The organism is Acetobacter sp. UBA5411 (assembly GCF_002409645.1).
Lineage (GTDB): Bacteria > Pseudomonadota > Alphaproteobacteria > Acetobacterales > Acetobacteraceae > Acetobacter.
This window is the reverse complement of the sequence record NZ_DHNR01000033.1, coordinates 45,723-66,417: the sequence shown is the minus strand read 5'-3', so window position 1 is coordinate 66,417 and position 20,695 is coordinate 45,723. Positions and strand designations below refer to the sequence as shown.

Sequence of the window (20,695 nt, the reverse complement as noted above, 5' to 3'; positions counted from 1 at the left end):
GAAGCATGATCATCGGCACCGGCATGGATCTGTGTGACATGCGCAGGATCGAGAAGGCCATCGAGCGCTTCGGCGCACGTTTTCTGGATCGTGTCTTTACGGAAACCGAGCGGGCGCGGGCTGAACGTCGCAGCGGACAGGCGCGGATTGGTGCCTACGCCAAACGCTGGGCCGCGAAGGAAGCCTGCGCCAAGGCCCTCGGAACAGGGTTTGCTGAAGGCGTGTTTCATAGCTGTATCGGCGTGGGCAATCTGCCGTCCGGACAGCCGGTGCTGACGCTGACCGGAGGGGCCGCCGTCAGGCTGGCCAGCATGGTTCCGGCGGACATGGAGGGGCGTCTTCACCTGTCGATGACGGATGATACGCCTTACGCACTGGCGCAGGTCATGATCGAAGCCTTTCCGCGCCTCTGAGCGCTTTTGCTTGACAGGGGTGGGTCGCCTCGGCTTCATCCGCCGTTCGCCCGGTCAGGGTGCGATAGCCTTGCCGTGTGGTGGGGATCAGGCGGAAACAGGGGACGGAATGAAGCCTAAGGACGAGAGCGTCACGACGCAGGGACACGGAACTGCCCGCAAAGGGGAGAGCCTGTTTGACTTCGTGCGCTGGCTTGCAAGCGTCATTCTGCTGGTTCTGGTGGTGCGCACATTCCTCTACGAGCCGTTCAACATTCCCTCAGGCTCAATGATCCCTACGCTTCAGGTTGGCGATTATCTGTGGGTTTCCAAATATAGCTACGGCTATTCGAAATACTCTTTTCCGCTGTCGCCCAACCTGTTTCAGGGACGCGTCTGGGGTACCGAGCCGCATCGTGGCGATGTGGCGGTGTTCCGCTTCACCAAGAACCCTTCCATTGATTACGTGAAGCGGATCGTGGGTCTGCCCGGTGATCACATCCAGATGCGGGCAGGACAGCTGTATCTGAATGGCACGGCTGTACCCTGTGCGCCTGAAGGCGAGTATGTCGAGCAGGACGAGTATCACATGGGCCGATCAGGTCATCTGTGTCGGGAGACCCTGCCGGGGAGTGCCGGACGGTCGCCAATCGTGCATGGAGTTCTGCTTTTTCCAGAAGATGGACAGCGCAACGATACCCCTGACTACATTGTTCCTCCCGGCTATTTCTTTGCCATGGGCGACAACCGTGATCACAGCGCGGACAGTCGCTTCATGGGCGATGCCGATCAGGATCTCGGGTTTGTGCCCATGGAGAACCTTGTTGGCCGGGCAGGTATGATCTTCTTCTCGGTGGATATGACGCACCCGATCTGGCAATTCTGGGCATGGCCGACGGAAATCCGGTGGGCCCGGCTTTTCCATGTCGTGCACTGATCGACAGTGACGAACGGGGATCTTGTGGAACAGACCGTACTCAACAGCCTGCAGCAGCGGATTGGTTATCGTTTCACCAGTGCGAAACTGCTGGGCGAGGCGCTCACCCATCGTTCCGCCGCGCATCAGCGGCGTACCGGGAAGCGCCCAGGCAAAAGCGGTGGTAAAAGCCAGACCAAAGGCGCGGGCTCGAACGAACGGCTTGAGTTTATCGGCGACCGGGTGCTCGGACTGCTGATGGCGGAGTGGTTGCTGGAGCGCTATCCGGACGAGCAGGAAGGCGCGCTGGGTTCGCGTCACGCCCATCTGGTGTCGCGCACCGCGCTGGCGCAGGTCGCGCAGGAACTGGGCTTGCCCGAAGCGCTGGATGTCGCCGAGCACGAGGACAAGGCCGGGATTCGCGGCACGGCGAACGTGCTGGCTGATGCGCTGGAAGCCATTCTGGGGGCGTTGTATCTGGACGGCGGACTGGAGCCGCCGCGCAAGCTGGTTCGGCAGTGGTGGGACAAGGCTATCATTGCGCAGGCCAGACCGCCGAAAGACCCCAAGACGGCCTTGCAGGAATGGGTGCTGGCACGTGGGCTGGCTCTGCCCGCCTATGAGGTGGTCAGCGCAGACGGGCCGTCACATGCCCCCTGCTTTGTCGTGGAAGTTCACGCCGCCGGTATGATCGGCGAAGGAGAGGCAGGTAGCAAGCGGGCGGCCGAAAGCGCCGCCGCAGCCAATCTGCTGGAAAGATTTAACACTGCACCGGGAGCAGGACGGAAATGACAGAAGAGACACGGTGCGGGTTCGCCGCGCTGGTCGGGGCGCCGAATGCAGGGAAGTCGACCCTGCTTAACCGTATGGCGGGCGCGAAGCTGTCGATCGTCAGCCCCAAGGCGCAGACAACGCGCTTCCGGGTGCTGGGCATCCTGATCCGGCATGCCACCCAGATCCTGATCGTTGACACGCCGGGTATCTTCCGTCCGAAACGTAAACTCGACCGCGCCATGGTGGCGGCAGCATGGTCAGGTTCCGAGGATGCCGACGTCACGCTGCTGCTGATCGATGCGAAATCTGGACTGGATGACGCGACGACGGCTGTGATCGAACAGTTGGCCAAGGCCGGACGACGTGTCTGGCTGGTGCTGAACAAGACCGATCTGGTGACGCCGCAATCCCTGCTGCCTCTGACGGCGGCGGTTGCCGAGATGATTCCGGTCGAGCACGTCTTCATGATCAGCGCCCGCACAGGCAATGGTGTGGATGATCTGCTCGATCGTCTGGCGGAGTCCCTGCCGCTCGGCCCGTTCCTTTATCCGGAAGACGACATGACCGATCTGCCAGATCGGTTGCTGGCGGCGGAACTGGTGCGTGAGCAGATCTTTCTGCAGACGCATGAGGAAGTACCGTATGGCGCAACGGTCGAGACGGAGAGTTTCGTCGAGCGTCCGGATGGATCCGTGCGGATCGATGTCACCGTCTATGTTGGGAGGGCGAGCCACAAGGCGATCCTGATCGGCGAGCGTGGCCGTCGTATTCGTGAAATCGGCCTCAAGGCGCGGCTTCAGCTGGCTGACCTGCTGGATCGGCCCTGTCATCTGTTCCTCAATGTGAAGGAGCGTGCTGGCTGGGATGAGGAGCGGGCGCGTCTGCGGGCCATCGGGCTGGACGATAACGCCTGAGTCTTGCTCAGAGTGTTGCAGGGTTTTCGTTCCGAAAAGGTCCCGAACCCTTGACTGGATACGTCGGGATCAAGGGGATGGCGTTCCTTGGTGAGGTTCGGGACAAAGCTCTGAAAAGATATAAATCCGGATTGCAAGAAGGCAGAGGCAGGCTTTCTTCCAGAACTGCCACTGGTGTTTAAACCTGAATTTTATAGGGATATTTACGTCTGTTCTTGTGATACACGCCATCGGACGATATGACGTGGCCTCGGGTTCCATGTCAGCTCGTCCGGCAGGATGTTGAGGGACGTGGAGAGACCATCCGAATTATCCGCGCATTGAGGTACCATGAACATCACCGCTGAAGGCCCCGCCACGCCGCGTCGTGCGCTCCTGAAAATCTCCGGTGAGGCGTTGATGGGCACCGGCCAGTATGGCGTTGACGCCCAGACGGTCGACCGGATCGCCGCTGATGTCGCTGCTGTCGCACAGAGTGGCATTCAGGTCTGCCTCGTCGTCGGAGGTGGCAATATCTTCCGTGGACTGACAGCCGCAGCACGCGGCATGGATCGCGCCCAGGGTGATTACGCCGGGATGCTGGCCACCGTCATCAACGCACTGATGGTGCAGAACGCTCTGGAGCGGGAAGGCATCCCGACCCGGGTCATGTCCGCCATTCACATGTCTTCGATCGCCGAGCCCTATATCCGCCGCCGCGCTGTCCGCCACATGGAAAAAGGTCGTGTGGTGATCTTCGCCGCCGGCACGGGTAACCCGTTCTTCACAACGGATACGGCCGCTGCCCTGCGCGCCGCCGAGATGGACTGCGACATTCTGCTGAAGGGGACGCAGGTGGACGGCGTCTATGACTCCGATCCCCGCAAGAATCCGGATGCCAAGCGCTATGAGAGCCTGACCTATCTTGAAGTTCTGTCACGCGATCTCAATGTCATGGATGCCGCGGCCATCAGCCTCGCCCGTGAGAACAGACTGCCGATCATCGTCTTCAATATTCACGAAGCGGGTGCGTTCCAGCGTGTGCTGAGGGGTGAGGGGCCATTTACACGGATTGAAGAAGCCGGTTGATACAGCGCAAAGACGTTCATCAATCATTCATGTTTGAACCGGCGTGCGGATCATTGCCGCCGGTCTGTTGAGGGGAGAGCCGCCGTGGCTGAACTGGACACGCTTACTGAAGATCTGACACGCCGTATGGAGGGTGCGCTCGACAGCCTGCGTCGTGATTTCGCCGGTCTGCGTTCAGGACGCGCCAATGCGGCCCTGCTGGAGCCGGTGCGTGTCGAGGCTTATGGTGGTGAAGTGCCGCTGACGCAGGTGGCGACGATCGCGGCTCCGGAAGCGCGGATGCTGACGGTTCAGGTCTGGGACCGTTCGCTGGCGGGTCTGGTTGAAAAAGCCATCCGCGATTCCGGTCTCGGTCTCAACCCGGCAGGCGAAGGCCAGACCATACGCGTGCCGATCCCCCAGTTGACTGAAGAACGCCGTAACGAGCTGGCCAAAGCCGCTGGTCGGTATTCCGAAGGCGCCAAGATTGCCGTGCGCGGTGTCCGTCGTGACGGCATGGACAAGACCAAGGGCTTCGAGAAGAAAGGCGAGATCAGCGAGGACGACGTGAAGACCTGGTCGGATGCGATCCAGAAGCTCACCGACCAGTATGTGAAGAAAATCGACGAGGCGCTTTCTGAAAAAGAGCGCGAGATCAAGCAGGTCTGATCTCAGGGATGCCTCTTCCTCTGGCAACGGCGACAACAGGCCCGGCGACGATCGGAGCGTCTTCGGACGGTGCGATCCCCCGGCATGTTGCGATCATCATGGATGGTAACGGACGATGGGCCGCCTCTCGTGGGCTGCCGCGTATCGCCGGTCATCGCGCCGGAGCCGAGGCAGTCACCCGTTGCCTGAAGGCTGCACGGAAGCAGGGGCTTGAATATCTGACCCTTTATGCGTTTTCGTCGGAAAACTGGCGGCGTGGCCCAGATGAGGTCTCGGATCTGAAGGGGCTGCTCCGTTTCTATCTCCGTCACAAGGTGGCGGAACTGCACAGCCAGCAGGTGCGCATCCTGTTTGTCGGTGAAGTGCACCGTTTCGGACCCGATCTCTGTGATGAGCTTGAGCGCGCCGAGCGACTGACAGCGCACAATACGGGTCTGACCCTGCTGCTCGCCCTGTCCTACGGTGGACGCAGCGAAATCGTGCAGGCCGCCAAGGCACTGGCGAGAGCAGCGCAGCGCGGCGAAATCGATCCCGATTCGATTGATGAAGACGTCGTGTCACGCCATCTGCTTACAGCGGGTATCCCCGATCCGGATGTCATTGTCCGTACGAGCGGAGAGCATCGGCTTTCCAATTTCCTGCTCTGGCAGAGCGCTTACGCCGAACTGGTTTTCCTTGAGCAGCTCTGGCCTGACTTCAATGAAGCCAGCTTCATGCAGGTGCTGGAGATTTATGCCCGCCGGGAACGTCGCTTTGGTGCGCGTCCGGCGTGAGCAGTCCTGTTTCTCCGTCGAGCGGATCGGCTAAAGGTTCGAACTGGCAGGATCTCAGACCACGCCTCATTTCCGCATTAGTGCTCATCATCGTGGCCGCCACAGCAATCGGCGCGGGCGGCGTGATCTATGGCGGCCTCATCATTCTGACCATGTGCGGGCTGGCCTCTGAACTGGCCGGACTGTTTGGCCTATCAACGCGGTCATGGCGTGGCGTGCTGTATCTGGCATGGGCCCTGTGCGCCGGTATCGTGGCCTATACAGGCCGCTGGACGCAGCTTGTCGCCTTTCCCATGAGTGCTTTCATATTCGGGCCGGCCCTGTGGTGCGGTAACGCGATCATTGTCGCGGCTGGCGCTTCACTGCTGTGGCTGCGTCTTGGTGTCGATACCGGTATATGGTCGGTTGTGTTCGTCATTGCTTTGGTCGTGGCCAGCGATTCCACGGCCTATCTGGTGGGACGTCTTGTTGGTGGCCCCAAGCTGGCTCCTTCCATTTCTCCGGGAAAAACACGCTCTGGTGCTGTGGGCGGTCTGGCAGGCGCTATGCTGGCGGGTATGGTGCTGGCGTGGATGTCCAACAAAAATGGGAATTTGCCACTGTCTTCCGTGCTGCTCAGGAGCGCGGGATGGGCTGTGCTTTTGGGAATAGTGGCCCAGACAGGTGACCTGATCGAAAGTGCTGTGAAACGCAGGCGTGGCGTAAAAGACTCTGGCACGCTGCTGCCTGGGCATGGCGGACTGCTCGATCGTTTTGATGCGTTGCTGGCGGTGGCTCCACTGGCAGCCCTGCTGTCTCTCGCAGCACAGCAGGGAGCAGGTTTCTGGACTGTTGGAGTGGGCGACATTCTCGCTGCTCTGATGCGGATGATGGGACGCTGACGGAAGTATGACAGGGCTTCTTCATGGAGCCCTGTCGTTTTTTCTGGATAAAGCGGGTAAGATGAGGCGGTGATGAAGACAGTAACGGTTCTGGGATGCACGGGAAGCATCGGCTGCTCGACGGTCGATCTCCTGCATCAGTCGGGCGACGATGTGGCGGTGCGGGTTCTGGTCGGTGGCCGGAATGTTGCGCTGCTGGCCGAGCAGGCGAAGGCGCTGCGTGCGGAACAGGCCGTGATTGCGGACGAGGCTCTGCTGCCGGAACTGAAATCCCTGCTTGCCGGAACCGATGTAAAGGCCAGTGGTGGTCGTGCCGCCGTTATCGAAGCGGCGGGTGTTCCCGCTGACTGGACCATGGCGGCGATTACAGGTGCCGCCGGTCTGGAGCCGACCCTTGCCGCCGTGAAGAATGGTCGCACAGTGGCGCTGGCCAACAAGGAAGCGCTGGTCTGCGCTGGTGATGTCATGCTGCGCGCCGTCAAGGACGCCAATGCGACGTTGCTTCCCGTCGATTCCGAACATAACGCTGTGTTTCAGGCCATGGCGGACCGTCAGGAAGATCAGGTCGAAAAGATCATCCTGACCGCGTCCGGTGGCCCGTTCCGCACTTCCACGCTGGAACAGATGGAAGCAGCCTCACCCGCGCAGGCCCTGAAGCATCCGACATGGAGTATGGGTGCGAAAATCAGCATCGATTCCGCCTCCATGTTCAACAAGGGGCTGGAAGTCATCGAAGCGGCACGGATTTTCGGGCTGACCGAAGACCGGATTGACGTGCTGGTGCATCCTCAGTCGGTTGTGCACGGTATGGTGCAGTACACAGACGGTAGCCTGATCGCCCAGATGGGCTCCGCCGATATGCGTATTCCCATCGCGCACTGCCTTGCCTGGCCGAAACGTATGGCGACGACCTCTCCCCGTCTGGATCTGGCGACTTTCGGGACGCTGGTGTTCGAAGCTCCGGACCCAGTGCGCTTTCCGGCGCTGCGGCTTGCGCGACAGGCGTTGCGTGACGGAGGAGCGGCGTCCACCATCCTTTCCGCCGCGAATGAGGTTGCGGTCGAGGCCTTCCTGAACAACCGTATCGGCTTTCTCGATATTCCCCGTATTGTCGAGGCAGTCATGACGGCTCTCGGGGCTCCGGCCATCAATGATCTGGACGCGGTCCTGCACTGGGACTCGGAAGCGCGCCGTGCGGCGGAAGAGCGTGTCCTGAAGCGGGCTGCCTGAGCCGCCGTGAAACTCACGCCGCGATGCGTGTGCAAAGGAGTATGACCCATGCATGACCTGATCCGGACGATTCTTGCGTTCTGCGTCGTTCTCGGCGTTCTGGTCTTCATCCATGAACTTGGTCATTACCTCGCCGCACGCTGGCGCGGGGTGAAGGTCGAGACCTTCTCCATAGGCTTCGGTCCACCGCTGGTCCGCTGGACGGACAAGGCCGGGACCGAGTGGCGTGTAGGGCCGATTCCGCTGGGTGGTTTCGTCAAGCCGCATGGGTTCGAAGGCCCCGATGAGGCGACCGACGAGCAGAAGGCGGCTTGGGAGCCGGGACGGACGTTCCATGACAAGCCCGTTCTGTCGCGGGCGATCATTATCCTCGCCGGGCCGGTTTTCAATTTCGTGCTGGCGTTCGTGCTGTTCGTGCTGCTGTTCGCAACTTGCGGTCAGCCCATCCCTCGCAATGAAGTTGCTGGTGTAAAGGCGGGGAGCGCCGCTGCGACCGCCGGGCTGAAAACCGGGGACACCATCCTCGGTCTGGGTGATCTGAGCAGTTCCGATGTTGCCGCGATCCAGAAGCAGGTTGCTTCCGAACCGGGGCAGCAGACAACGATTCACATCAAGCGTGGTGCGGAAGATCTCTCCCTGCCGGTGACACTGGGCACGGTGAAGCCATCTTCAGCGCAGGCCAAGCCGATCGGCCAGCTCGGCATCGAGTTCGCCTCGACACCGGGAGCGCCGCAGTCCTTTCCGAAGGCTGTTGTTAGCGGAGCGAAGGCGACCTGGATGACGACCGTGCAGACGCTGGATGGGCTGATTCAGATCATCACCGGCCAGCACACGGCGCGTGATCTTGGTGGGCCGCTCCGTATTGCGCAGATGTCCGGTCAGGTCGCGCAGTATGGCTTTGCCAGCCTGCTGTCCTTCATGGCGCTGCTTTCGGTCAATCTGGGGCTGATCAATCTGTTCCCGGTGCCGATTCTGGATGGTGGCCGGCTGGTGTTCTATCTGGTGGAAGCGATTCGAGGCCGTCCTGTGCCGAAAAAGATACAGGAAGTGGGTTTTCAGGCAGGATTTGCCCTGCTGGCCGGACTGTTCCTGTTTTCCACTTTCAATGATCTTTCCAGCTTCGGTCTTTTCAAGTGGCTGTCCTCGCTGGCGGGATGAGGCAGCACCTTGGGAGCGTCCAGGGAGGCGCTCCCTGTGTCCTGCTGGCAGGGTTTATTAAAAAAACCTTTTGCATAATGCGGAAAACCGGCATCACTGGCTTGCAGGATGACCGGAAGTTCGGATAGTCCCATGATGGACGCAAAGCTGTGTCCCAGGGGAGGAAACCGTGCATATGGTGCCGGTGCCTGTTTCCCTGAAAGTGACGGTTCGGAAAGGCTGCCTTGATGGTGACAATTCAGGACGGAAAGGGTGCTGGTGTTGAAGAGTAAACGTTCGGCTCTGCTTGCATCGGTGTGCCTGCTGCCCGCCCTGTTTTCCCAGAAGGCCTCTGCTCAGTTCATGCCGGTGCATCAGCACCCGGCAGCGTCACGGCAGACGGTCGGCGATGATGTGATCTCCCGCAATCAGCGTATCGAGGAAATCGAGGTCCGCGGCAATGACCGTATCGAGACCAGCACGGTTCTGTCCTATATGGTGGCGCGTCCGGGCGACACCTTCAATCAGGATGATCTCGATCGCTCGTTGAAAACGCTCTACGCAACGGGTCTTTTCAAGGATGTGACGCTGCACCGGTCAGGCAACATGCTGCAGGTGCAGGTCGTCGAAAACCCCATCGTCAACAGAATCGTCTTTGAGGGTAATCATGCGGCGAAGGATGAAGACCTTCGCAAGGTGATTGGCTTGCGTCCGCGCGCGGTGTTCACAGCTGAGTCGGCAACATCCGATCGACAGAAGATCCTTGAGGTTTATGCCCAGAAGGCCCGTTACGGCGCCGAAGTAACGCCCCAGTTGATCAAGCTGGCGCATAATCGTGTCGATGTGGTGTTTCAGGTCAACGAGGGGCCGCAGACCCTCATCAAGCGCATTACGTTTGTCGGAAACAGACATTTCAGCGAAGCGCAGCTTGCCAGCGTGGTCTCTTCCAAGGAGACGGCCTGGTATCGTTTCTTCTCTTCGGCTGACCAGTATAACCCGGAGCGGCTGCGGTACGATGCAGAGCTGCTGCGTCGTTATTACCTCGCCAATGGCTTTGTTGATTTCCAGATGGTCAATGCGACCGGTGAAATGTCACCTGATCGCAAGTCCTTCTTTGTGACGTTCACGATCAAGGAAGGGCCACGCTACCGTCTGGGCAAGATCGATATCCGTTCCAGCCTGAGACATATGCCGGCTGTGAAGCTGCGTAAGTATGTCGAGGTCTACCCGAACCAGTGGTACGACGGAAACGCGGTCCAGCAGAACGTGACCAACATGGAAGAGACGCTTCAGAGTGAAGGAAATCCCTTCGCGATGGTTCGTCCCGAGATTGCCCGTAACCCTGAAAAGCAGATCGTCAATCTGCTGTTTGATGTGAGCGAAGGCCCGCGGATGTATGTCGAGCGGCTCGACATCAACGGGAACACTGTCACGCGTGACAATGTTATCCGTCGTCAGATGCCGATGTCCGAGGGCGACCCGTACACGCCGGTTCTCAAGAAATACGCCAAGCAGTCCCTTGAGGATCTGGGCTACTTCAAGACGGTTACGATCAATCAGGGACAGGGATCTGCGCCGGACAAGGTCAATGTTTCCACCGGTGTCGTGGAAAAGCCGACGGGTGAATTCTCCCTCGGTGGCGGTTACTCCACCGACGTTGGCGTGATCGGTAATATCGGCCTGAAGCAGCATAACCTGCTCGGCACCGGCATTGACGCCGGTATTTCAGGCACCATGGCCTATTACGAGCGTCAGGTTGATGCCTCGATTACCGATCCGTACTTCATGAACCGTAACCTCGTGGTAGGTGCGGATCTGTTCTACATCAACAACCACTACCAGACGTATCAGAACTACTCTGAAAGCCGTTACGGTATCACCCTGCGTATGGGTTACGCCTATACCAACCATCTGTCGCAGTCCTTCAACTACTCGTTGATGGAACGTGGCGTTTCCGGTGTCTGGGATCATTCTTCCCAGTATATTCTGGATAACCAGGGCCACTCCCTGCTCTCGCAGCTTGGAACTGTGCTGCAGTATGATACGCGTGACCGCCGTCTGCTGCCGCATAAAGGCTTCATCCTGCGTTTGGGTGGCGATATCGCCGGTCTGGGTGGTGATGCCCGCTATCTGCGTGGAAAGTTTGACGCTGCGTACTATCTGCCGCTTGACGATCTCATGAACAATCATGACTGGACCGTCGAATTCAAGGCGGGCACCGGCTTCATGACCGACTGGGGTCATAGCAAGGACTGGATCATCGATAACTTCTATCTCGGTGGTAACAATCTGCGTGGCTTCTGGGATGGTGGTGTCGGGCCTCGCGCCATTGGTCAGGACACGCCGGTTGGTCATAACCGTGCCGGTGAAGATATGCTGGGTGGCCGCTTTATCTACACGGGATCGATTACGGTTCACTTCCCGATCCCCTATGCGTCGTCCATGGGACTTCGTGGCCGCGCCTTTGTTGATACCGGTAGTCTGGCGGGTCTGCGCGTTCGTCGTCGTCTGACCAACCCGGTAAAAGATGGTCAGTATGGCCTGTATCAGGGCGTGAGTGGTGACACCCTGACGCCACGTGTCAGCGCCGGTGCCGGTATCTCTTGGAAAAGTCCTTTCGGTCTGCTGAACATCGATTGCGGCGTGCCGATCCGTCGCAGTTACAATGACCGCACGCAGCTTCTGCGCTTTGGCTTCGGCCAGCAATTCTGAGGTGATGATGATTCGTTTCTCACGGGCCGCTGTTCTGGCCTCTTCGATGTTGCTTGCCGCCGGTGGAATGATTTCCGGCGATGCGTTCGCCCAGTCGGCTGGCGGTGGCGGCTGGTTCGTGCCGAAGGCGGCGCATCCGGTTCCACCTCCTCCGGCTCATGCGCCTTCGCATGCCAGCCGCCCGATGCCGCAGCCAGCGGATGATGACGGCAGCGGTGGTGGTGATGACGGTGACAACTCATCCCGTCCGCCTCCGGTTCTGCCGCAACCAGCCATTCCTCCTGCGCCTGCACTGCCGAAGGCTGCTCCGCCGCCAGCCGCCGTTATCGGCATGATTAGCGTTGCGGACGTCATGCGTCAGTCTCTGGCCGGACAGCAGGTCGAGCGTGAACTCGGTGGTCGCCGTGACGAGTTGGCGCGTGACGCACAGCATGCGCAGGCTGGCTGGCGTGAGGAGCAGCAGAAGCTGCAGAGCAACGCCAAGAGCATGACGGCTGACCAGATCCAGTCGCAGGAGCGTGCTCTCCAGTCGAAAGTCATGCGGGCGCAGCGTCAGTTCCGTGACCGTAACCGGGTCATTCAGGAAGCCGCTCAGGTGGCTCTGGGACAGATCGAGCGTGAGCTTGTGCAGGTGATCCAGCAGGTCGCAGGGAGCCACGGTATGAATCTGGTGCTGCATAGCGAGCAGGTGGCTCTGCATGTGGATGGTCAGGACGTCACCAACGAGGTCGCCAAGCAGCTGAACGTGGTTCTGCCGAAAGTCTACATCCCGGCAGCAAACGAGGATCCGGAAGTGCTGGCCAAGTCCGGCAAGATGCCGACAACAGCCTCTCCGCCGCCGGGTCCGGCCCCGACGACCAGTCAGGCAGCTACGCCTGCGCCATCTGCTGCTCCGGCACAGAAGTGACCGGACAGAAGGTGATCTGACATAATGGTGCGTAATCCTGAAACTGCGTTGGGGGATCAAAAGGGAGCGGGTGTGGCCAATGCCCGCTTTTTTACCCGCAGCGGTCCGTTTTCCGGCGAAGAACTGGCTGAAGCGGCGGGAGGGGAATTCATCCCTCCCCGTGAAGGCGCAGAAATAGGACGCCGTTATGTTGGAATCGGTCCTCTTCAGTCAGCAGGAGCGACCGAGGTCAGTTTTCTTGATAACCGACGTTATGCGCCGCTGCTTGATGCTACAGCTGCTGGCCTGATTATCGTGGGGCCTGCTTTTGCGAAGCGGGTGCCTGCAACCAGTGCGGCGATTGTTTCTTCCACTCCCTACCTCGCGTGGTCGCGCGTGGCGCGGATGTTCCATCCGGTTCCTCCCGCAAAACCGGGCCGCCATGCAAGTGCCGTCATCGGAGAAGGCGCTGTTGTGCCGTCCTCCTGTGAAATCGGCCCTTTCGTGGTGATTGGAGACGGTGTCGAAATCGGTGAGGGAACCATCATCGGTTCCCATGCTGTTATCGGGGATGGGGTGACCATCGGCCGGGACTGTCGGATTGGTCCACAGGTTGTCGTGTCACATGCGACACTTGGTGACAGGGTGGTCCTGTTTCCCGGTGCGCGGATCGGGCAGGACGGATTTGGTTTTGCCGTCGGTCCCGCAGGCTTTGAAAGTGTGCCACAGCTTGGACGCGTCGTGCTTGAGCATGACGTGGAGATTGGGGCGAATTCGACAATTGACCGTGGTTCGGTGCAGGACACGGTGATTGGTGCCGGTTCGCGCCTCGACAATCTGGTCCAGATTGGTCACAACACCCGCCTAGGCAAATGCTGCATCGTGGTGTCGCAGGCAGGTATTTCCGGTTCGACCGAACTGGGTGATTTCGTGACAGTCGCGGCCCAGGCCGGTCTGATCGGTCATATCAGGATCGGAGCGAAAGCCCGGATTGGCGCGCAGTGCGGTGTCATGTCGGATGTTGAGGCCGGTGCCGACGTTATTGGCAGTCCGGCGATGCCCTTCCGGGAGTTTTTCCGGAACGTGGCGACACTGAGAAAGCTGTCAAAGAAACCCGGTAGCGGGGAAGAGTGACAGGAACTGGCGCAGACAGCGCATTGGGAATGGTTTGAGAGACGTGGATCAGAAACCTGAAACGCAGCAGGCTCCCGAACAGGGGCCGACCCATATTGAAGCCGTGGATGTCATGCGGATCATGGAAGCGATACCTCATCGCTATCCATTCCTGCTGATTGACCGCATGGTTGATGTCGAACTGGGTGCATCGGCCGTCGGTGTAAAGAATGTTTCCGTCAACGAGCCTTTTTTCCAGGGGCATTTCCCAGCTCGTCCGGTCATGCCGGGTGTGCTGATCGTCGAAGCCATGGCGCAGACGGCAGCAACTCTTGTGGTGCTGACGCTTGGTAAGGCTTTCGAAGGTAAGTTGGTTTATTTCATGACCATCGAGAATGCAAAATTCCGTCGGCCGGTTGGTCCGGGCGACCAGTTGCGTATTCATGTCGAAAAAGAACGCCAGCGGGCGAACGTCTGGAAATTCAAGGGCGTGGCGCGTGTGGAAGGCGTTTCAGTAGCAGAAGCCATATTCAGCGCCATGATCATGGAATAGGAGCGGTCTGGCACAGGGTGTTTGATGTCCATCTGGAGGCAGACATTCCTGATAGTGATTCTAGCCGGTCCACGAATTGCCGTAATTGACGTGGATACGGGAAATGGCGGCAATGGAGGCAGCTCTGGCTGAAGCGATGAAAATTAAGGAAGCAGGCCTCTCCCGGGGTCTTGAGTCGTTTCCCGAAGGCATCCATCCCACGGCGATCATTGCTCCGGAAGCAAAGCTGGGTAAAGGCGTGCGGATCGGTCCGTGGTGTTCGATCGGCCCCGATGTTGAGGTCGGAGATGGCGTGGAAATGGTGGCGAATGTCATCGTGGATGGCCACACGCGTCTTGGTGAAAACTCACGTTATTATCCGTTCACGACCGTGGGGCTTGCGCCTCAGGATCTCAAATATAACGGGGAGCCGACGCGCTGCGAGATCGGTGCCCGTACGGTTGTGCGCGAGCATGTCACGATCCATCGGGGCACGGCGACTGGAAGTGGTTTGACCCGTGTTGGGTCCGACTGCCTGATCATGGCCAACGCTCATGTCGCCCATGACTGCACGCTGGGTGACCGTGTGATCATCGTCAACAATGTGGTGATGGGTGGTCACGTTTCCATTGCGGATGATGCCCGCGTGATGGGCTCTGCTGCGATCCACCAGTTTGTCCGGATTGGTCGCGCGGCGCTGGTTGGCGGTGTTGCTGGTGTTGAGGCGGATGTCATTCCTTACGGCAGTGTGCTGGGAAACCGGGCACGTCTGGTCGGGCTGCACTGGATCTGGTTGCGTCGTCATGGGGTGAAGCTGGAAGAGCGCCATCGCATGCGGCAGGCCTTCCGGCTGCTGTATCCGCGGGATGGGCAGGGTGATGTCTTTGCCGCCCGTCTTGAGCAGGTAAAAGCACAGTTCTCGGATGATCCGCGGATTGCTGAAATCCTTGCCTTTATAGACGCTCCGTCGCGTCGAGGACTCGTGCGTATCGCAACGAGCGATTTTTCCACAAGTGAAACTGAAGCCGGTTAAGGCAACAGGCGGTGAGTGTTTCTGACGCATCACGACGTTGCGTTGGTATTCTCGCGGGTGGCGGTCCATTACCCGGACAGGTGGCCGCCGCTGCTGCCGCACAGGGGCGGGATGTTTTCATCGTTGCCTTTCAGGATTTTGCTGAGCCCGCTGTCGTCGATCCTTGGCCGCACGCCTATGTGCGTCTTGCGGCTGCGGGCACTATCCTTTCCGAGTTGCGCAAGCATGATTGTGGCGACATTGTTCTGATTGGCCCAGTCCGCCGGCCTTCCTTTCGTGATCTTCGTCCGGACGCTGAAGGCGCCCGTATCCTTGCGCGTCTTGGTCGAGCGCTTTTCGCTGGTGATGACGGACTTCTGGGTGCGCTTGTCAGAATTCTTGGAGAGGAAGGGTTCACCGTCCGGGGAGCCCATGAATTCCTGTCCCAGTCCTTGGGGCATAAGGGCTCTCTTGGTCGTCATCAGCCTGATGCTATGGCTCGCTCTGATATCGAACGCGGTGTTGAAGTGGTTCGGGAACTGGGGAAGCTGGATATCGGGCAGGGATGCGTCGTTCAGAACGGTGTTGTGCTGGCTGTTGAAGCCATGGAAGGGACTGACGCCATGCTGAAGCGGGCTGGTCAGTGTCGCCAGCCCGGTGAGGGTGGGGTGCTGATAAAGCTGTGTAAGCCTGGCCAGGAACGCCGTGCCGATATGCCGACGATTGGTCCCAGAACAATTGAGGAAGCGGCTCAGGCAGGTCTTGTCGGGATAGCGTTCGAGGCTGGTGCTACTCTATTGACCGATCCGAAGGCCTGTATTGTGGCGGCGGACAAGGCAGGATTGTTTTTGTTTGGTGTTTGAGGGATTTACCTCGCACCAATTAAGTATACTGACAATTTTGATTATGAATTATCGTTTTCACAAGAGTTTACCGTATTTTGTTGAGTGATTTTTGCATGGAAACACGATACATTATGTAATATATAATTTAATTTTTATTAAGGATTATACGGCCTTGCCCCAGGATTCAGTCAAAATGACTTCGGTTCATGCTGGTCGCGATATATCGGTCGATATCATTCGAGGAATAGCCATCATTCTGGTTGTTCTTGGTCATTCGAACAGAGGCCAGATGGAAACGATGGCCATTGCTCCGGCGAGTTTGCAGTTCCTCGATTTTATTGTTTATGCAGTGCATATGCCTGTATTTTTCCTTGTTTCAGGATATTTTACTTTTGTTTCCTTGAGAAAAAGAAATAAATCAATATTCCTTAGAAGTAGAATTTCAAATATAGTCTGGCCTTACTGCTTATGGTCGATTATTTATTGTTTTGTGGGGCATGTGATGTCCTCTCTGACACACGTGCATCATATGGTGGCCTGGCATCAGATTCTGTTGATTGGTTGGCAGCCCATCAGTGTTCTGTGGTTTCTTTACGCTCTGTTTTTCATGCAGATCGGTGCTGTTCTGCTGTGGCGTCATCCTGTCGCCATTCTGGCGATCAGTCTCGTTGTGGACCTTGCTGTGGCCTTTGTGCCTTCAGCCATGCTGCCCAAAATTGTCGTTGATATTATTGTTCAGGCACCATTTTTCTATGTTGGTCTTCTGCTGGCTGAGAGAGGTTTGCCTGCGCTGCCGAATGTCAGGCGGGCAGGCTTGTGGAGCGCAGGCATTCTGGTGATCTACGGGGGGCTCGCCTACGCAATGTTTGAGGCGCATGTGGGACGGCCCGTCCAGTTCATTATGTTGCCGGTCGCTTTTCTTGGTCTTCTAGGGTTGGCGTTTCTCAGCCGCGCGCTTCTGCAGATATCCTCATTGTCCTTTATTGCGTCAGGACTGGCGCGGCTGGGGCAGGCCTCGCTCGCCATCTATCTGCTGCATATTCTCGTGCTGGCTTTAGTGCCCCGGATACTGCACCAGATGCATGTGTACACGGCTGTCCCTGCATTGATTTGCGGCACGTTGGTCGGTGTGGCAGGCTCTTATGTCTTATATCTTGGACTGGAAAAATCCGGATTGCCCGCTTCTTTGCCCTGCGATGAAGTGGTCCCCCATGATGGAATGACTTGGCAACAAAGCTTCCAAATCAAGCAGGAGAACCGACCATGGGCACGTATCTGCACACCATGATCCGCACAAAAAATCTTGAAGCAAGTCTGGCATTCTACAAGTTGCTAGGGATGCATGAACTTCGCAGGCGGGATGTGCCTGAAGGAAAATACACTCTGGCCTTCATAGGTTTCGCGAGCAATGCGGAGGGTCAGGCCGAAATTGAACTGACCTATAACTGGGGCGAAGACGCGGGATACGATGTCGGCACCGGCTTCGGTCACCTCGCCATCGGTGTTCCCGACGTGGCTGCCGCGGTTGAAACGGTGAGAGCCGGAGGAGGCAAAGTTACACGTGAAGCAGGACCGGTGAAATTCGGCACATCAGTCATTGCGTTTGTTGAAGACCCTGACGGTTACAAGATTGAACTTATCCAGAAGCCTGAGTTGGCCTGATAGTCAGGTTTTCGTTGTTTTCAGGCGTTCCGCCATACGATCAAGAGCCGAGAGAATCTGTTCGGCTCTGGTTCGGGTGGCTTCATCCGAACTGAGAGAAAGCTGGTCAGCCGCCAGCATGGCGGGAGAAATCATTCCGCGAAGATCATGACGTAACTGGTGAGAAATTTCCGGTGCTGATTCTGTGGCTTTTTCACTGACTGACACGCTGGCAACAGGCGATGAGGGCAGGCAGAGGAAAGCGCCCGTTGCGATGAGCGCCCCCGCGAGGCACAGAAGAATCCGTGCGGCCAGCGGTAAAGGCACAAACAGGGAAATCAGGCCGCAGGCGAGCACAAGAAGAAAAACGGAAAGAGCGGGGAGGGAGCGGGACAATTCTGTCTCCTGGCGGGAAAACGGTCAGAGTCGGACCGCAAGCACCCGCTGTATAATGTTGACGTTACAGCCTCACATGACTATAAGCCCGCGATCCAGACAAGACACGGAATGACTCCGGTTTTGTCTTTTGCGAAATCGAGTCTGAGAATTTTAAGGGAGTGCAGCCGTGAAGCGCACGTATCAACCTTCCAAGCTGGTCCGTAAGCGCCGCCACGGTTTCCGTGCACGCACCGAAACGGTCGGTGGCCGTCGTATTCTTGCGAACCGTCGTTCCAAGGGCCGCAAGCGCCTGTCAGCCTGAGGCCTCTGCCTCAGGTTATGTGACGGATCAGCGCGGAGGACATGCTCATGCACCAGCGCTCGATTCGTCTGAAAAAACGGCCCCAGTTTTTGGCTGTTGCGGCAAAAGCCCGCAAAGCGCCGATGCCGGGGCTGGTTCTTCAGGCACTTCGTCGTGAGGACGATGATGTTGCCCGTGTCGGTTTCACCGTCACCAAAAAAGTCGGTAATTCAGTCGTCCGGAATCGTACCCGCAGACGCCTGAAGGAAGCGCTTCTCGTCGTGGAACGGGAAACCCCCCTTGTCGGTGTTGATCTCGTCCTGATCGGTCGTGATGGAACCGGGCGTCGCGCCTTTTCTGATCTTGTCGAAGATCTCCGCAAAGCTCTCCGTAAAACAGACGTTCTGGGATGAAGCAGGGCAGCACCAGACTGCTTTCAGGCATGATTGTCGCCTGCATGCGTTTCTGGCAGATCGCCATGCGTCCGGTGATGGGACCGAACTGCCGGTTTCATCCTTCCTGTAGCTGTTATGGTGTCGAAGCCGTGCAGACTCATGGTCCCTTCTGGGGGGTATGGCTTACTTTCAGGCGGATTATGCGCTGCAACCCCTGGACGGCGGGTGGATATGACCCGGTTCCTCCCCCTGCGCAGGCCCGGAATTCTGTCAAAATCCGAACATAGTTTGCCTGAGCATCTGGCAATCGAGCGCAATTCCGCTATGAGATACCGCTAATTGTGCCGGGAGCCATGCTGGTTGCCCGGAGATGTTTTCACGAAGTGAGAGAGGCCAGCCGGTCGGTATGGATATCAGACGTGTAATATTGGCGACCGTTCTGTCGGCGCTGGTACTGATCGGTTTTGACTATTTCATGCCGGAGGAACACAAAACCTCATCGGCGATACAGGGCAAAACCACAGCCATAACGGCACCCCCCACAGAGAACGATCAGCCGAAAGTGACGGATCGCGAGGAAACGCCGTCCCGTCTGCCGATTGATGCCGTGGATGTGGTGGGTTCCGTCAATCTTCGGGGTGCACGCCTCGATGATCTGGTTCTTCGCGGCTACCACGAGACTGTCAAACCTGACAGCCCGCTTGTTCGCGTGCTGGAAGCGCGTAACGAGAAAGAGCCGACCTACGTCGAGTTTGGCTGGTATGGCTCTCCCGGCCAGACCATCAAGCTTCCTGATTCCCATACGCTGTGGACGACCTCGGCTCCCAAGCTTGGCTCCGATGCGCCAGTTGTCCTGACATGGGATAACGGTGGTGGCCTGACGTTTGAAATCGACCTTGCCGTGGACCGTGACTACATGTTCACGGTCACGCAGAAGGTCCGCAATACGACTGGTGCGGCGGTATCACTGGTGCCGTTCTCCCGTGTGGTTCGGGGATACACGCCGGTCGAGACAGGCGGTATGCTGGTGCATGAAGGCCCGATTTCCGTGATCGACGGAAAGCTGGGTGAAGAGTCCTACAAGTCGCTTCGTGATGGCTCCACGGCACCAAATTTCGTGTCATGGTCGAAGGCTGGCACAGGTGGCTGGGCCGGTATCACCGATAAATACTGGCTGGCAGCCGTGGTTCCGGACCAGAAGGAAGAGGTCGGTGGCACCTATGGCTTCGATACGCCCGCTGGCGCGTATCAGGTCGGGTTCACTGGGCAGAAGCCGCTGGTCGCCGCACCTAATGCAGAAATCCAGACGACCTCGCATGTGTTTGCCGGCGCAAAGGAAGTTCGTCTTCTGGAGCGTTACCAGCATGAGATGAACATTCCGGACTTCTGGAAAGCTGTCGATTTCGGCTGGTTCGCCTTTTTGACACGTCCGGTGTTCTTCGTTCTTGACTGGCTCTATCAGTTCTTCGGTAACTTCGGTCTTGCGCTCCTGACCTTCACGCTGATCGTCAAGGCAGTGTTCTTCCCGCTGGCGTCCAAGGGTTTCCGCTCGGCAGCAGCGATGCGCGATATTGCGCCGCGCATGAAGGAACTGCGGGAGCGTTACAAGGATGATCCGGTTCAGATGAACCAGCAGGTCATGCAGCTCTACAAGAAGGAAGGCGTGAATCCGGCCAGCGGCTGTCTGCCTCTCCTGATTCAGGCTCCGGTCTTCTGGTGTCTGTATAAGGTGCTCTACGTCACGATCGAGATGCGGCACGCACCGTTCGTCGGCTGGATCCATGACCTTTCGGCACCGGACCCAACCAATATCTTCAACCTGTTTGGTCTGCTGCCTTTCGATCCGACGCTTGTTTCATCGTGGCTGCTTCTTGGCGCGTGGCCGATCCTGTATGGCATCACCATCTGGCTGATGCAGCGGATCAATCCTGCGACCGTTGATCCGGCTCAGAAGCCCGTCTTCATCATGATGCCGTTCATCTTCACCTTCTTCATGGCGCGACAGCCGGTCGGTCTAGTGATCTACTATTGCTGGAACAACCTGCTGACGATGGCGCAGCAGTACACGATCATGAAGCTGCACGCCCGGAAGAAGAACGAGCCGGAGATCATTCCGCCTGCCAAGCCACGCGGAAAGAAAGGCTGAA

Annotated in this window: 23 protein-coding genes; 22 read left to right on the top strand and 1 reads right to left on the bottom strand. The window is 58.2% G+C overall.

All coding sequences use genetic code 11. The annotated features are described in order from the left end of the window. Positions 1–5 precede the first annotated feature (5 nt). From acpS to gloA, 18 genes are all read left to right on the top strand, one after another. The gene (gene acpS, locus B3759_RS11240) at positions 6–413 is read left to right on the top strand and encodes a holo-ACP synthase (RefSeq protein ID WP_291366002.1); all 408 of its coding nucleotides are present in this window, start codon (positions 6–8) and stop codon (positions 411–413) included. Positions 414–522: 109 nt separating this feature from the next. Beyond that, positions 523–1,329: a signal peptidase I gene (lepB, locus tag B3759_RS11235; protein ID WP_291366001.1), complete on the top strand. Its 807-nt coding sequence runs from the start codon at positions 523–525 to the stop codon at positions 1,327–1,329. 24 nt (positions 1,330–1,353) lie between these two features. Then, positions 1,354–2,100 (top strand): ribonuclease III, encoded by a 747-nt coding sequence (gene rnc, locus B3759_RS11230; protein ID WP_291366000.1) that lies wholly within the window; start codon positions 1,354–1,356, stop codon positions 2,098–2,100. Continuing rightward, a complete protein-coding gene (era, locus tag B3759_RS11225) occupies positions 2,097–2,996 on the top strand; it encodes a GTPase Era (RefSeq protein WP_010668149.1) in 900 nt (299 codons plus the stop codon). The genes rnc and era overlap by 4 nt, the downstream gene beginning before the upstream one ends. Positions 2,997–3,326: 330 nt before the next feature. After that, the gene (gene pyrH / locus B3759_RS11220) at positions 3,327–4,064 is read left to right on the top strand and encodes a UMP kinase (protein ID WP_010668150.1); all 738 of its coding nucleotides are present in this window, start codon (positions 3,327–3,329) and stop codon (positions 4,062–4,064) included. A gap of 126 nt (positions 4,065–4,190) precedes the next feature. Continuing rightward, a complete protein-coding gene (gene frr / locus B3759_RS11215; protein ID WP_048874179.1) occupies positions 4,191–4,712 on the top strand; it encodes a ribosome recycling factor in 522 nt (173 codons plus the stop codon). 8 nt (positions 4,713–4,720) lie between these two features. Next, positions 4,721–5,485: a polyprenyl diphosphate synthase gene (uppS, locus tag B3759_RS11210; protein WP_099348290.1), complete on the top strand. Its 765-nt coding sequence runs from the start codon at positions 4,721–4,723 to the stop codon at positions 5,483–5,485. Then, positions 5,482–6,366, top strand: a complete 885-nt coding sequence (locus B3759_RS11205) for a phosphatidate cytidylyltransferase (protein WP_408736481.1) — start codon at positions 5,482–5,484, stop codon at positions 6,364–6,366. Before uppS ends, B3759_RS11205 begins: the two co-directional genes overlap by 4 nt. A 72-nt stretch (positions 6,367–6,438) precedes the next feature. Then, positions 6,439–7,596, top strand: coding sequence for a 1-deoxy-D-xylulose-5-phosphate reductoisomerase (gene dxr, locus B3759_RS11200; protein ID WP_291365999.1), 1,158 nt, complete (start codon positions 6,439–6,441; stop codon positions 7,594–7,596). 48 nt (positions 7,597–7,644) lie between these two features. Further along, entirely contained in the window at positions 7,645–8,754 is a 1,110-nt protein-coding gene (gene rseP / locus B3759_RS11195) for an RIP metalloprotease RseP (protein ID WP_291365998.1), read from the top strand. A 252-nt stretch (positions 8,755–9,006) separates the two neighbouring features. Further along, positions 9,007–11,445, top strand: coding sequence for an outer membrane protein assembly factor BamA (gene bamA, locus B3759_RS11190; RefSeq protein WP_291365997.1), 2,439 nt, complete (start codon positions 9,007–9,009; stop codon positions 11,443–11,445). Between the two features lie 7 nt (positions 11,446–11,452). Beyond that, positions 11,453–12,352: an OmpH family outer membrane protein gene (locus tag B3759_RS11185; RefSeq protein WP_291366079.1), complete on the top strand. Its 900-nt coding sequence runs from the start codon at positions 11,453–11,455 to the stop codon at positions 12,350–12,352. A gap of 24 nt (positions 12,353–12,376) precedes the next feature. Continuing rightward, a complete protein-coding gene (gene lpxD, locus B3759_RS11180; RefSeq protein ID WP_291365996.1) occupies positions 12,377–13,465 on the top strand; it encodes a UDP-3-O-(3-hydroxymyristoyl)glucosamine N-acyltransferase in 1,089 nt (362 codons plus the stop codon). Positions 13,466–13,577: 112 nt separating this feature from the next. Then, positions 13,578–13,997, top strand: a complete 420-nt coding sequence (fabZ, locus tag B3759_RS11175) for a 3-hydroxyacyl-ACP dehydratase FabZ (protein ID WP_408736487.1) — start codon at positions 13,578–13,580, stop codon at positions 13,995–13,997. Between the two features lie 136 nt (positions 13,998–14,133). After that, positions 14,134–15,009 (top strand): acyl-ACP--UDP-N-acetylglucosamine O-acyltransferase, encoded by an 876-nt coding sequence (gene lpxA, locus B3759_RS11170; RefSeq protein ID WP_291366078.1) that lies wholly within the window; start codon positions 14,134–14,136, stop codon positions 15,007–15,009. An 11-nt stretch (positions 15,010–15,020) separates the two neighbouring features. Further along, complete coding sequence (locus B3759_RS11165) at positions 15,021–15,851, top strand: LpxI family protein (protein WP_291365994.1); 831 nt, start codon at positions 15,021–15,023, stop codon at positions 15,849–15,851. Positions 15,852–16,026: 175 nt separating this feature from the next. Then, the gene (locus tag B3759_RS11160) at positions 16,027–17,121 is read left to right on the top strand and encodes an acyltransferase family protein (RefSeq protein ID WP_291365993.1); all 1,095 of its coding nucleotides are present in this window, start codon (positions 16,027–16,029) and stop codon (positions 17,119–17,121) included. Continuing rightward, positions 17,097–17,495 (top strand): lactoylglutathione lyase, encoded by a 399-nt coding sequence (gloA, locus tag B3759_RS11155; RefSeq protein ID WP_291365992.1) that lies wholly within the window; start codon positions 17,097–17,099, stop codon positions 17,493–17,495. Before B3759_RS11160 ends, gloA begins: the two co-directional genes overlap by 25 nt. Positions 17,496–17,498: 3 nt before the next feature. On the opposite strand, the gene B3759_RS11150 is transcribed toward gloA, so the two are convergent. Beyond that, positions 17,499–17,870 carry a hypothetical protein gene (locus B3759_RS11150; protein WP_291365991.1) on the bottom strand — a complete coding sequence of 124 codons (372 nt, stop codon included), beginning with the start codon at positions 17,868–17,870 and terminating at the stop codon, positions 17,499–17,501. Positions 17,871–18,039: 169 nt separating this feature from the next. On the opposite strand from B3759_RS11150, the gene rpmH reads away from it, so the two are divergent. The 4 genes from rpmH to yidC all read left to right on the top strand — a co-directional run bounded on the left by rpmH (position 18,040) and on the right by yidC (position 20,694). Continuing rightward, the gene (gene rpmH, locus B3759_RS11145; protein WP_010667008.1) at positions 18,040–18,174 is read left to right on the top strand and encodes a 50S ribosomal protein L34; all 135 of its coding nucleotides are present in this window, start codon (positions 18,040–18,042) and stop codon (positions 18,172–18,174) included. 47 nt (positions 18,175–18,221) lie between these two features. Then, positions 18,222–18,566, top strand: coding sequence for a ribonuclease P protein component (rnpA, locus tag B3759_RS11140; RefSeq protein ID WP_291365990.1), 345 nt, complete (start codon positions 18,222–18,224; stop codon positions 18,564–18,566). After that, complete coding sequence (yidD, locus tag B3759_RS11135) at positions 18,563–18,835, top strand: membrane protein insertion efficiency factor YidD (RefSeq protein WP_291365989.1); 273 nt, start codon at positions 18,563–18,565, stop codon at positions 18,833–18,835. The genes rnpA and yidD overlap by 4 nt, the downstream gene beginning before the upstream one ends. Before the next feature lie 119 nt (positions 18,836–18,954). Then, on the top strand, positions 18,955–20,694 hold the full coding sequence (yidC, locus tag B3759_RS11130; protein ID WP_291365988.1) for a membrane protein insertase YidC: 1,740 nt from the start codon (positions 18,955–18,957) through the stop codon (positions 20,692–20,694). Position 20,695 lies beyond the last annotated feature (1 nt).